This window comes from Flavobacterium sharifuzzamanii (assembly GCF_003254585.1).
Taxonomy (GTDB): Bacteria; Bacteroidota; Bacteroidia; order Flavobacteriales; family Flavobacteriaceae; genus Flavobacterium; species Flavobacterium sharifuzzamanii.
In genome coordinates this window covers 353,092-366,297 of record NZ_QJGZ01000036.1, presented here as the reverse complement: position 1 = coordinate 366,297, position 13,206 = coordinate 353,092, and the positions used below count along the sequence as shown (strand labels likewise).

Here is a 13,206-nt window from a genome sequence, read left to right as displayed (position 1 = left end):
TCTATTCTATTTATTTGTTTGTATTCGTTTTTCTTTGTTGCAACATCCAGTCGTAGATTTCTTGATTATCGTATACTTTTGTCCAGCTGTCATGACCTGCATCATCAAAAATGGTCAGCTTCACATCTTTAGCATTACATTTTTTTAATTCTTTGTAAATTGTGATTGCATAATTTACATTTACCACATCATCGAGTAATCCATGAAAAATCCTGGTTGGAATATTGGCTATTTCACATGCTTTTTCTAACTGAATCAAATCTACAAAGCCAGCGACAGGTACATTTGCGGCAAATAAATCTGGATGTGCAAAAGCCAAATTCCAAGAAGCCCAACCTCCTGAGCTCAAACCAGTAACATAAATTCTTTCTGAATCAATTTTATTCTCTTTCTGAATTTTTAGAATCAGCTGATAAATCGATTCAATATCCCAATTCTCATCTTCTTTACATTGCGGAGCCAAAACATAAGCGTCCAATTGATGTGTTTTTAAATATTTTAAAGGACCGTGAATCTTCACTTTCTCAAGATCAGTTCCTTTTTCTCCATCTCCAGAAATAAAAACTATTAGAGGCTTTTTCTCTTTTGTATTTGCCGGTTTATGTAAAACATAGCCAAGTTCATACTTTGCCATTATGACTGTATTTATTCTCCCAGTCGTTTCGCTTTGGCTAAAGCCTAAAAGTGAAAACAAAAAAGATAAAAAAGCTAATTTATATTTCATGCCAATTATTGAAGCCTGTATTTTCCAGATTTAAATCCAAGTTTTGTTAAACCTTGTTTTACTTCTGGCGCGTTCATAAACAATTTCCATATCAATCCTGTTCTGTAATTTTCAATCATTACAACTTCTGGACCTTGATCAATTGCTAAATAGCGTTTTGCAACCCATTTATTTCCTAAACTCAAAGCATCATAAAAACCGGCATCGCCCCAAGTTTCGTCTTTATGATTTTCGTATAAATTTCTAATCACAGCCATCGATTCTTTAGGTGTGTAAACAATTGAACTGATTGCAGCCGTTGGAGAAATTACACCTTGATCGTTGCTTGGCATGTGTGCATTGTATCCAATAGAACCATCAGGATTTCTAGAATAAGAAGCTGTTAAACCCCAATATTCTGGACCATAACCTGCATTTTTATTTGGATTTTGAACACAATACTCATAATTGATTTTAGTCTGATTTACATTTAAATCCCAATAATTAGCATATTTATCTGTTAATTGATTTGGATCTAAACCTACATAAGAATAGTGTGCCCAAAATAATGGACCACCAAATTCTTCTGCACCGTTGTGCTTTAAAATAAGTGGGATATTGTATTTTGTTTTTGAAGAAACTATGCCACCACTTCTCTCCCATCCTTCGTGATATGCTTTCGCATCGATTGTATGTGTTGGCGAAGACGCTGCCATAACGTAGGTAATAAGACATTCGTTATATCCTTGTAGTGGAAAATTCATTTGCCATCCGTAAGAAGGAGACCAATGCCAATATAATACGTTTTTGTTATTTGTATACCATTGCCAATCAACACCCTTCCAAAGTGCATCATATTTTTGTGCTACGGCTTTTTCTTTTTCAGAACCATCTTTAAGATATTCACGAACAGTAATCATTCCTGCAACCAAAAATGAGGTTTCAACTAAATCACCACCATTATCCTTGGTTCCAAAAGGCTTTACTTTTCCTGTGTTTCCGTCAATCCAATGTGACCATGCTCCGTGAAAACGATCTGCTTTGCCTAAAAAATCTGCAATTTTGTTAAGTCTTTCTACTCCTTGTTCTTTTGTAATATAACCTTGAGATATTCCTGAAACAAGAGCCATTAATCCAAAACCTGAACCACCTGTTGTAACGATATTCGAGTCATTTTCAGGATAAACTCCGTCAGGATGATAACGCTCCCTGGCTAATCCAGAATTTGGTTCTGCATAATCCCAGAAATATTTAAATGTTTGTTTTTGAACAGCATCTAAAAGCTGCTCATCTGTTAATGCAGTAACGCCAGAAGTATTTTCCTGTACATTTTCTTTTGACTTCTCTGTTTTTCCACAACTAAAAAAAGCAAAAGCTAAAAATAAAACTGAAATTCTAACCATTATAAAAATTTAAGATTTTTGATAAATAATCACTTCCCTCAGGAAATCTGAAGGAAGTGATTTTTAAGATTTTGATTAATAACCAGGATTTTGCTGTGAAAGTGCCCCTGCTTCTCTCATAAATGTAGTTGGAAGAGGCCATAATTCATGTTTTCCAACTATAAAAGTTTTACCATCTGCTGCCATAGCCGCTTCTGCTTGTCCGGTTCTAACGATATCAAACCATCTGTCGTGCTCAAAAGCAAATTCTAATCTTCTTTCTTTATAAATTGCTTTTCTAATATCAGTTTGAGAAGTAAAAGGAGTATCTCCTAAACCTGCTCTATGACGAATTTGATTTACTAAAGGAATTGCTGCAGCTGTTTCTCCTAATTCGTTTAATGCTTCAGCTTTCATTAATATAACCTCAGCATATCTTAAATATCTAAGATTTGTATCTGTAAATTCTTGGTTATAAAAAGATGATGAATATGCTTTATAATTATATCTTGGGTTCGCTACAGTTGATGGCACTTCTCTTCCATCATATAAAACTGAACCTCTGAAAATAATTGTAGCATTTTTTCTAACATCTCCTGCCTCATAAGCATTTGCTAAACCTTCAGTTGGTGTGTTGAATCCCCAACCCCAACCTCCAGCTCCACGAGGTGCTTGAGAAACGGTATAATTTCCAATTCCAAATCCAGGACTAGAAGTAGAACCTACTCCATTTATTTCGAAAATAGATTCTGGACCAAATTCTCCTTCTTTTTTATACTGTAATGCATAATCAGAAACTAAAGAATAACCTGTTACTTTATCGCAATTGTCTATTACTTTTTGCCAATTTTTTTGATATAGATTTACTTTTGCCAATAAAGCGTATGCTGCTCCTTTAGAAGCTCTTACAACATCTGCTCCTGTGTAAGCTGATTTTACAGGCAAAGCTTCAATTGCATCATTTAAATCTTGTTCTATAAAAGCATAAACTTCTGCTACTGATTTACGTGTCAATTGCATTTTTCTATCTTCTTCAGAAATTGGAACTGTAGCTAAATGATCTACAATAGGAACTCCACCGTATCCTTTAACTAATGTAAAATACATGAATGCTCTCATGAATTTTGTTTCTCCAACTAATCTTGCTTTTAAATCAGGTGATGCTTTATCCAATTTAGGGAACATTGCCAATGCCTGATTACATCTGTTAATTCCTGCATAATTTGCATTCCAAGTAGATTCAAATGATGCAGTTGAAGCATTATATGTCAAAGCATCAATAATATCTTTATCTCCTCCTGTATCTCCTGGGTCTGATCCTTTATCAGCATCATCTGAGATTATACTTGAGACTGCATTCCATCCAAAAGAAGACATTTCCCATCCTAAAAATTGATTGTAAATTGCAGTAACAAAACCTTTAGCTCCATCATCACTATTTACCAAATTTGGATCAGCTGGAATAGCTTCTGTTGGTTCTACATCTAAAAAATCATTTGAACATCCAGATAAGAATAATCCAGAAAGTACAAACATTGATATATATATTCTTTTCATGATATTAAAATTTTAAATTTGCACCTACAACAAATGATCTCAATGAAGGGTAAGCATCTAGCTCAACACCTTGAGTACCTTCAACTAACTTACCATCAGAAACTACATCTGGTGAAAATCCAGAGAATTTTTGTGTGATAAATGGGTTAATTGCATTTACATATAATCTACAATAGCTAATAAAGTTGTTTTCTCTTAATGGAAGTTTATATCCTAAAGTGATGTTATTGATTCTAAAGAAGTCCGCTGATTCTAAATAATATGTTGAAGCATAAGGAACTAAATTAGAAGGTGCTGGAATTGAAGATGTAGTATTCGTTGGTGTCCAAAAACCATTAGCCATAGTAGCTTCTACATTTTCTCCTCCAAATCTTTGTGCTTTTTTTCCATTATAAACTTTTGCTCCTCCTGTTCCATAACCATCAACAGAAAAATCAATGTTTTTGTAATTCAATCCTAGACTAACTCCATAATTAGAAGTTGGTAAAAGAGAACCAACATATTTTTTGTCTTTAAGTTCATCTAACCCTGTCTGAGCAACTTTAGACCCATCTGCTTTGTAGTATAACATTTGACCATTTGTTGGGTCAACACCTGCATACTCATACATGAAAAAACTTCCTAATGGCTGGCCTACAGAAGTATTATCAAGGATTTTAGTATTTTGACTATTTCCTAAACTTCCTCCAATAATTGGATTTAACTGAACATTTTTAAGGCTAGTAAGTTCATTTTTATTATGAGAGAAATTTCCTCCTACCCAGTAACTTAAGTTGTCGTTAATTTTATCATCCCAACGCAAAGAAATCTCATAACCTTTATTAGATACTTCTCCAACATGTGCAGGCGTAGCTAGTGTAATTCCAGAAGTTGAATAAGGTTTAACATTTAAAATTGTATTTGTTGTATTTTTATCATATACATCAAATGATCCTTTTAATCTGCTGTTCAATACTTCAAAATCAAAACCTCCTGAAAGTTCTTCAACTATTTCCCAAGATAAATTTGGATCTACTTGAGAGTTAATTGTAGTACCTGAACCTAAACCTGAATAATCCAATCCAGAAGTTAACAATTGTGTATTAAGAGGTACATTTTGATTTCCTAATCTACCCCAAGAACCTCTAATTTTTAATAAATTAATTGGCTCTACATTACTTAAAAAGCTTTCTTTTGAAACTACCCAACCTAAACCAACTGATGGGAATGTCCCCCAACGTTTGTCTTCAGCAAATTGTGATGATCCATCACGTCTTACAGTACCTGTAACTAAATATCTATCTAATAATTTATATTGAAAACGAGCAAAATAAGATGCTAATCGTCTTTCATTTAAAGCTTCATCTTTTAAACCTGTAACTGTACCTGCAACATTAACATCTTTTAAAGACCAATAATTTGAATTTGCATTTACATTCTTTCTGTCAATAGTTAACTTTTCTCTAGTACCTTGCACGTTCGCCTCAATACCAGCTGTAACTTCTACATCGTGAATTTCTGCAAATACTTTATTATATGTTAAATAGTTAGACAGGTTCCAATTAAAATATTGATCTCTGTTTCTTGTTAAAGTATTTTTATTTAAATCTGAAGGATACTTTTCTACCACACGTGTTGGATCAGCAGATAACCAAAGTGCTATATTGTCTACATAATTATACTGTTTGTAAGTATAAAACTCTCCGTTGAATTGTGAAGTAAATTTCAAAGATTTAAGAATATCCCAATCTAATTTTAATCCACCTTGTAAAGTTACAGATTGCTGTTGCTCATTTGTATAATCTAATTGAGCTACTGGGTTTCCAACATTATTAAAAGATGTACCCGTTTCAGATACTATTCCGTTTGAAATAAATGGCACTCCATATTTACCGTCAGCATAACGAACAGGAACTAATGGTGATTGTCTGTAAGCATTTGTAAATGCGCTCAAAGGCATTGGCGTATTTTTAATATTACTTACACTAAAATTTTGGCTCAACTTAACTTTTTCAGAAAGCTTAAACTCATTATTATTTCTGAATGTCGTACGTCCGTAATCAGAACCATTTAAAATTCCTTTTTCTTCATAATTTCCAACACTAAAAAAGTATTTTACATTTTCTGAAGATCCTGAGATTGCAATATTGTTCTGAGTATAAGACCCTGTTCTTGTAATTGCGTCTAACCAATTTGTGTTATATGGTTGATTAGCAGAGAATCTACCTTGTGGAAAATCGTTGCTATAAGCGGCGTTACTGTAACGAACATACTCATCAGCATTTGCCATTTTTACAGTTTTTAACGGAGATCTAACTCCTGCAAAACTTTCAACATCTACAGTAAGTTTTCCTTTTCCTGCTTTGGTTGTAATCATAATTACACCATTTGCACCTCTGGTACCATAAATAGCTAATGAAGAAGCATCTTTTAATACTTCGTAAGATGTAATATCATTAGTATTAATGTTATTAATATTGTCAGTAGGCATACCATCTACAACATATAGAGGATTTCTTCCTCCTAATGCAGTACCAGCTCCCCTGATCACAACTGAAGGTGTACTTCCTGGCGCATCTGAAGTAGATACCTGAACCCCTGCAGCTTTACCTTGAATGGCTTGTGAAGCATTCATTACTTTCATTTTGGTAATTTCTTCGGACTTAATTGAGCTAACCGCCGAAGTATTATCAATTTTCTTTCTTGTACCGTATCCAATTACAACTACTTCTTTTAAAGCAGTATCACCCGCTTCTTTTAAGGTAATTGTCATTGGTGCGGCTGTAGCCGGTACAGAAACCGCATCAAAGCCTAACATAGAGATTTTTAAAATATCTCCAGGTTTTGCATTAATTGTAAAGTTTCCGTCGAAATCTGCATCTGCAGTAGCTCTAGCATCAGCTGAAGCGATAATTGCTCCTGGAATTCCCATTCCATTACTGTCTACTACTTTTCCTTTAATTGCTTGAGCTTGCCCCATCATATATGTAGGCAGCAGCAAGAGCGCTAAAAAGCTAAAAATAAAATTTTTCATACAGTACGTAATCGTTTAAGTTAGTAGAGCCAAATTAAGCAATTACAACGTTGTAGTACATCAAACACCACTACAACATAGCTACATCAATGTGTTAAAATTTAATCCTATAACAATGATTATCAACACTATAAATGTTAATAAAATTCGTTTAACATAACATTATGATGTAGTAATGATGTATCGTAATTATATAAAAAATGATATGGAAAAATATAAATTCTGTAAAAAATAAAATGGAATCTTACAGAGTTAATAAAAACTTAGATAGATTTTCGTCCTGAGTAAGGTTTAGCTTCTTTCTAAGGCGATATCTATGCAGTTCTACGCCTCTAAATGATATATTCATCATAGGAGCAATTTCCTTAGAAGAAAGATTCATTTTAAGATAAACACATAGTTTGATATCCTTTGGAGTTAGGTGCGGATATTTTTTAGACAGATTAATAATAAACTCATTATGAATTTGATTCAAATTGGTTTCAAATGTTTCCCATTCGTGTTTATTTACTTCATTAATCTTAATAGCTTTTCTAATTTCATTTTTAAGTTTACTGAAGTCTTTTTCACTTTCCAAAATACCTTGAATTTTATCAATCATTTCAGTTTGTTTGGCAATTGATAATGATTTGCCAGCAACTTCAGAAGATTTTGCCTGCAATTCTAATTCCAAAATGTGTTTTTCGTATTCTTGGATATTAAGTTCGTTTTCTTTTTTCAATTCCATTTCAAGAATTTCTCTTTGATGTTTTAATTCTTCAGCCTGCAATTTTAATTTTTGCATATAACGAAGTTTGTTCCATTTATAATAAAAGAATAAAACTGCTCCAATAACTAGAAAATACAGCAAAATCATCCAAAATGAAAAATACCAAGGTTCGGCAACTTTAAATTTATACGAGGAAACTGCATCATAAGTAGCTCCATCGTGTTTGAATATTTCTACTGCATGATAACCACTGCTCAAATTATTCAAAACAATCAATCCGTCTGAAATTGGAATGAAATCTTTTTCTTTGTCTAGCTTATAAAATAAATTTGGCTTACTCGCTCCATAAATTCCGGAAATAACATTAATCTTTAATTCGGTATTGAATTTAATTTTCTCTTCGCTCGGAACTAAAACATCATTACTAAATGCTTCAATTTTTACTTCTGAATTTTGTTTGTTTTCGTATTCGAGTTTAAGAGAAATAAAACCGTCATCTAGATTAAACAAATAATAATTGTCCTTTTTGAAAATTCTTAGATTTTCATTAATCAATTTTCCTTTATAATATTTCTCCTGAATAATATTCCAGACGAATTTGTTTCCTTGAGCATAAATATGATACAAGATTCCATTTTGCAAAACCATAAAATGATCTTCGTCTATGGAAACTACATCTGTTACATTTCTGAAATTTGTATTAAACAATTCATTTTCTTCCAATTTATTAGATATAGAATTATATGTGTACCAAGAGTTATTAATTAGAAAAAGTATTTCTTTTCTAAACTCAAAAATCTTTATTCCAAAATCATTTTGTATTTTGCTTTGCTGCGTGACATTTTCAACTTTTAATGTATTATAATTATCATCTAGCAAAACACGGTACAAGCCACGATAGTTATCGGCAGCCCAAATTTCATTTTTCTTGTTTTGAGCAACATACTTTATAGGTTTTGCCAGATCTTTGATAATCTTATAATGGGACATGTTTGATGGATCATCATAAACTAAAATACCGCTATAAGTCGATTGAAAATAAGTATTGTTGATACTACTTTTAGACATATTCCAGCCTCCGCTAACACCATTTATTTTCGTTAGAGTATTATTTTCGTATGAAAAAGTACCATCATTATGACCAATAATATATTTTCCATCAATTAGAGAAATATTCCAGCCTTGCCCTTGCGTAGTAGGCATCATATTAAATTTCCCTGCACTATACTCAAAAATACCGTGATTTGATGCAATTAAATAACCTTTATTAATTGCCGCTACAGCGTAAACAGAACCTAAAAGACCAGAATTATCATAAAAGAAAGAAATAGGAGAATTAACCTCAATATGAGCAATGCCATTATCTAAACCAACCCACAAATCGTTTTCTTTATCCAATCCTATACTCAGGACCGAATTATTCATTAAAACATTATTGCGCTCAATATTTTTATAGGAATTATTTTTCAAATCTAAAATGTAAATTCCGCGATTTCCAGTTCCAATAATCAGCTTATCATTTTTGACAAATTTTGCCACGTTGATGGTTGCAGCTTTTAAAGTTTCATTTATTGGATGTTCCCAGCTTCTCAATCCATTTTTTTCTACAATGAAAACACCTTTTTTTTGTGTAAAAATATAAGTCGTATTTTGAAACTTTTCTATAGCGTGAACAACGGTATTTTTTAAAACATCCCATCCTTTTGGATTGGAAATGTACTTACCGTTCATTTTATAAATTCCATCTTTAACAGAAGCAACGTATAAATTTTTATCTACTCCAAAACAATATGAAATAAGAAAAGGAAACTTAATTTTCTTAACTGTTTTTCCATTATAAATAAAAACATCATTAAAAGATTGAAAATAGAGAGAGCCATTAAATCTGAAAATTTTCCAAATCTCTTCATTATCTTTTTCATCAAATAATCTGAGATTTTTGGTAATAGAAACATAATGCATGGTACCATCTTTTCTGTACCAATAACCAAATTCTTTATATGACCCAGAATATATTTTATCTCCTTCAATCAGAATTGATCGAATAATAGTTTTATTTGGAAGTGTATATTTTTCCCATTTTACGCCGTCGTAACGAAGCAAATAATGGTTATTTGCAAAATACATGGCATTATCGTTTCCTTGCACAACATTCCAAATTTGATTATCTCCCTGATAATCAGATTTACTGTAATTTTCAACAAAGGGAAGTAATTCTTGTGCTTGAAGTTGTAAAGCGATGAAAAAGAAGAAAACGGATTTTAAAATTATCGATTTCAAGATATTATTTTTTAAATTCAAAGATACTGACAAAAAACTTAAACTGAAAGCATAAAAAAGGCTCCATAAGAAAGGAGCCTGTAATTTAGTTAGGATAAAATATTCTAATTTTCAAGCAATTGAAAAACCTGATTTGCAATTTCATATTCTTCGTCCGTTGGAACAACCAAAACTTTTACAATAGATTTTTCCGAATTTATTTCTCTTAATTCTTTAGAACGCAGTTCATTTTTTCCTGTGTCAATTTCAATTCCGAAATAATCCATATCGGTACAAATCAAATTACGCATATAAGATGAGTTTTCTCCAATTCCTGCAGTAAAAACAATTGCATTTAATCCATTCAGAGCTGCGGCATAAGCTCCAATTGTTTTTCTAATTCTATAAGCATTCATTTGTAATGCCAATTGACAGTCTTTGTTTCCTTTTTCAGCTTCCGCTTCAATATCACGCAAATCACTGTAACCTGTAAGCCCAAGCATACCGCTTTGTTTCAACAAAACAGCATTTACTTCGTCTGGAGTATACCCCAAATTTTTAATCATATAAAAAACAACAGACTGGTCAATATCACCGGCACGGGTTCCCATAATCAAACCGTTTGAAGGTGAAAACCCCATTGAAGTATCAATACATTTTCCGTTTTTCACTGCAGCCATACTGCAGCCATTTCCTAAATGAATGGTAATTATTTTAGAATTATCTTTTAAATAATTAATTGCTTTTTCAGAAACATATTTGTGGCTCGTTCCATGAAAACCGTAAACACGTACTTTGTTTTCTGTTAAAAGATAATTCGGAATCGCATATTTATATGCTACTTCTGGCATAGTCTGATGAAAGGCAGTATCAAAAACAGCAATTTGTTCTGCAGAACTAAATATTTCTTCCGCCACATTAATTCCTTCTAAATTGGCAGGATTGTGCAAAGGCGCCAATTCAAAAAGCTGTTTGATTTTTTCCTTAACTTTTTCATCAATTTTTACTGTTGCGCTAAAATCGCTTCCGCCATGCACTACGCGATGCCCGACAGCAGCAATCTCTGAAGTCGATTTAATTACTCCTTTTTCAGGATCTAAAAGCATATTGGCTACTTTCTGCAAACCTATTTTATGGTTCGGAATCGCAAGCGTTTCTTCTCGTGAAGCAACAGCAGTTTTAAAAGTAATATTTGAAGTTTCTAAGCCAATTCGGTCAATCATTCCAGAACAGATTACTTCGTTTTCTGGCATTACCATTAATTGGTATTTAATTGAAGAACTCCCTGAATTTATAATTAGTATTTTCATTTTTTTTAAAGGTACTAAGATGCTAAGTTTCTAAGGTGTTGAGTTTTTTTTAAGACTCAAAACTTTTTATTTTATAATTTTTATATCTCGAATTAAAATTGAAATAAAAGCAAATTTTAAGGCAAAGTAAATTCATAATTTACCATTAACAATTCACAATTATTTACATTCCTTGTGCTTGGATTGCTGTAATGACAACTGTGTTGATAATATCATCCACAGTACAGCCACGACTTAAGTCGTTTACAGGCTTGTTTAAACCTTGTAGCATTGGACCAATTGCCAAAGCTCCCGTTTCTCTCTGAACGGCTTTATATGTATTATTTCCTGTATTTAAATCAGGGAAAATCAATACGCTTGCTTGTCCTGCCACTTCTGAATCTGGCATTTTGCTTTTTCCAACACTAAGATCGACTGCTGCATCATACTGAATTGGCCCTTCGATTTTTAAATCTGGTCTTTTTTCTTTTACAATTGCTGTCGCAGTTCTAACTTTATCAACCTCATCTCCTTTTCCTGATGATCCAGAAGAATAAGAAAGCATTGCTATTTTTGGTTCAATTCCGAATGCCAAACTCGATTCTGCTGAGGAAATTGCAATTTCTGCCAATTGTTCTGCTGTTGGATTTGGATTAATAGCGCAATCTCCAAAAACAGAAACCCTATCTTCAAGACACATAAAGAATACAGACGAAACTACAGATGAATTAGGTTTAGTTTTAATGAATTGTAGTGCTGGTAAAATCGTATGCTGTGTAGTGTGAGCCGCTCCAGAAACCATTCCGTCTGCATGGTCTTTGTACACCATCATGGTTCCGAAATACGAAACATCTTCCATTAAATCTCTTGCCATTGTAATACTTACGTTTTTGGCTTTTCTAAGCTCGTAGTACGTATTAGCATAATCCTCATACATTTCAGATTCGATCGGATTAATGATGTTTACTTTAGAAAAGTCAAATGTAAGTCCAAGTTCCGCAACTTTACTTTCTATTTGTTTTTTATCTCCAATAATCGAAATATCTACCACATCCATGTCCAATAATCTTGATGCTGCTGTAATAATTCGGTCATCGTTTCCTTCTGGCAATACAATATGTTTTCTGTGCTGTTTGGCTCTTTTAACCATGTTGTACTGAAACATTTTTGGCGTCATACCTTCAGGCTGAAAAGTAATTACTCTTTGCGATAAAGCTTCAATTTCGACGTACTTTTCAAAAGTATTAATTGAGGTTTCAATCTTATGCGTATTGTTGGCGTAAATCTCCGATTTTATAGAGCCTATTTTATTTGTAATGTGGTAAGTCCCTCCATCTACAGCAATAATCGGAACAATCGCCGAAAGTCCTTCAATAAGCTTTAAAATACTTTCTTCTGGAACAATATTTCCTGTCAGGATAATTCCTGAAATCGTCGGGTAATTTGCCGATTCATTTGCCTGTAATGCTCCTAAAATGATATCTGAACGATCTCCTGGAGTAATTACAAGAGCATTATTGTGCAGATGCACCAAATAATTATGAAGTTGCATTGCCCCAACACTGTAATGTCCGATCTCGTTATTCAGATAATTTTCTCCAAACAAAACTTTGGCATTCAATTCGTTTACAATTTCCTGCATGGTTGGATTATTCAAACTCGAAATAAGCGGAATTGTATTTATTAAAACATTTGATGGCAAACTTTTTTGCAAACTTTTTGTCACCAGTTCAATATTCTCGGGCTGTACTTTATTCGCAAAAACAGATAAAACTTCAACCTCTTTTACTTTAAAGGAATCATAAACTAAATACAAACTATCTAAAAGTTCTTCTAAGGTTTTACCAACTCCAGAACCGACAATTATAGTTGGAATTCCGAGGTTTTTGGCAATCAAAACATTCAGATCTAATTCGATTGAAGTTCCTTCTCCCGTAAAGCTGGTTCCTTCAACCAAAACAAAATCAAATCGTTCTTCCAGTTTTTTATACTTCTCAATAATCAGATCCAGAACCTCTCCTATTTTACCTTTATTTTTTTTCTTGATTAATCTGCTTTTGGTAATAGCATAAGCATCTTCAAACGCAATATCAAGGTTAAAATACGACAAAACGGTCTCGATATGATTATCTACTTCACCATCGACAAAATCTTCAATTATAGGTCTAAAATACCCTACTTTGGCAGTTTTACCAATTAAGATACTCATCAACCCGAGCGTGATAATTGATTTACCGCTATTATGGTCACTAGTGGCTATATATATTGCTTTACTCATAATTATTTATTTTATT

General features: G+C 32.7%; 7 protein-coding genes. All 7 read right to left on the bottom strand.

Translation table 11 applies throughout. The features are described 5' to 3' along the window. Positions 1 to 10: 10 nt before the first annotated feature. The 7 genes from DMA14_RS08310 to pta all read right to left on the bottom strand — a co-directional run bounded on the left by DMA14_RS08310 (position 11) and on the right by pta (position 13,190). Positions 11 to 634 carry a carboxylesterase family protein gene (locus DMA14_RS08310; RefSeq protein WP_238989931.1) on the bottom strand — a complete coding sequence of 208 codons (624 nt, stop codon included), beginning with the start codon at positions 632 to 634 and terminating at the stop codon, positions 11 to 13. A gap of 95 nt (positions 635 to 729) precedes the next feature. Further along, a complete protein-coding gene (locus tag DMA14_RS08305; RefSeq protein WP_111424271.1) occupies positions 730 to 2,106 on the bottom strand; it encodes a glucoamylase family protein in 1,377 nt (458 codons plus the stop codon). Positions 2,107 to 2,181: 75 nt separating this feature from the next. After that, positions 2,182 to 3,642, bottom strand: coding sequence for a RagB/SusD family nutrient uptake outer membrane protein (locus DMA14_RS08300; RefSeq protein WP_111424270.1), 1,461 nt, complete (start codon positions 3,640 to 3,642; stop codon positions 2,182 to 2,184). 4 nt (positions 3,643 to 3,646) lie between these two features. Beyond that, on the bottom strand, positions 3,647 to 6,655 hold the full coding sequence (locus DMA14_RS08295; protein WP_111424269.1) for a SusC/RagA family TonB-linked outer membrane protein: 3,009 nt from the start codon (positions 6,653 to 6,655) through the stop codon (positions 3,647 to 3,649). A gap of 244 nt (positions 6,656 to 6,899) precedes the next feature. Continuing rightward, on the bottom strand, positions 6,900 to 9,644 hold the full coding sequence (locus DMA14_RS08290; RefSeq protein WP_111424321.1) for a helix-turn-helix and ligand-binding sensor domain-containing protein: 2,745 nt from the start codon (positions 9,642 to 9,644) through the stop codon (positions 6,900 to 6,902). A gap of 104 nt (positions 9,645 to 9,748) precedes the next feature. After that, a complete protein-coding gene (locus DMA14_RS08285; protein WP_111424268.1) occupies positions 9,749 to 10,933 on the bottom strand; it encodes an acetate/propionate family kinase in 1,185 nt (394 codons plus the stop codon). A 163-nt stretch (positions 10,934 to 11,096) separates the two neighbouring features. Beyond that, positions 11,097 to 13,190, bottom strand: coding sequence for a phosphate acetyltransferase (gene pta, locus DMA14_RS08280; RefSeq protein ID WP_111424267.1), 2,094 nt, complete (start codon positions 13,188 to 13,190; stop codon positions 11,097 to 11,099). Positions 13,191 to 13,206 lie beyond the last annotated feature (16 nt).

Bases quoted from the DNA above. Each gene is read 5' to 3' on its own strand.
- pta (WP_111424267.1), bottom strand. From the start codon at position 13,190: ATGAGTAAAGCAATATATATAGCCACTAGTGACCATAATAGCGGTAAA.
- DMA14_RS08305 (WP_111424271.1), bottom strand. From the start codon at position 2,106: ATGGTTAGAATTTCAGTTTTATTTTTAGCTTTTGCTTTTTTTAGTTGT.
- DMA14_RS08295 (WP_111424269.1), bottom strand. From the start codon at position 6,655: ATGAAAAATTTTATTTTTAGCTTTTTAGCGCTCTTGCTGCTGCCTACA.
- DMA14_RS08310 (WP_238989931.1), bottom strand. From the start codon at position 634: ATGGCAAAGTATGAACTTGGCTATGTTTTACATAAACCGGCAAATACA.
- DMA14_RS08285 (WP_111424268.1), bottom strand. From the start codon at position 10,933: ATGAAAATACTAATTATAAATTCAGGGAGTTCTTCAATTAAATACCAA.
- DMA14_RS08300 (WP_111424270.1), bottom strand. From the start codon at position 3,642: ATGAAAAGAATATATATATCAATGTTTGTACTTTCTGGATTATTCTTA.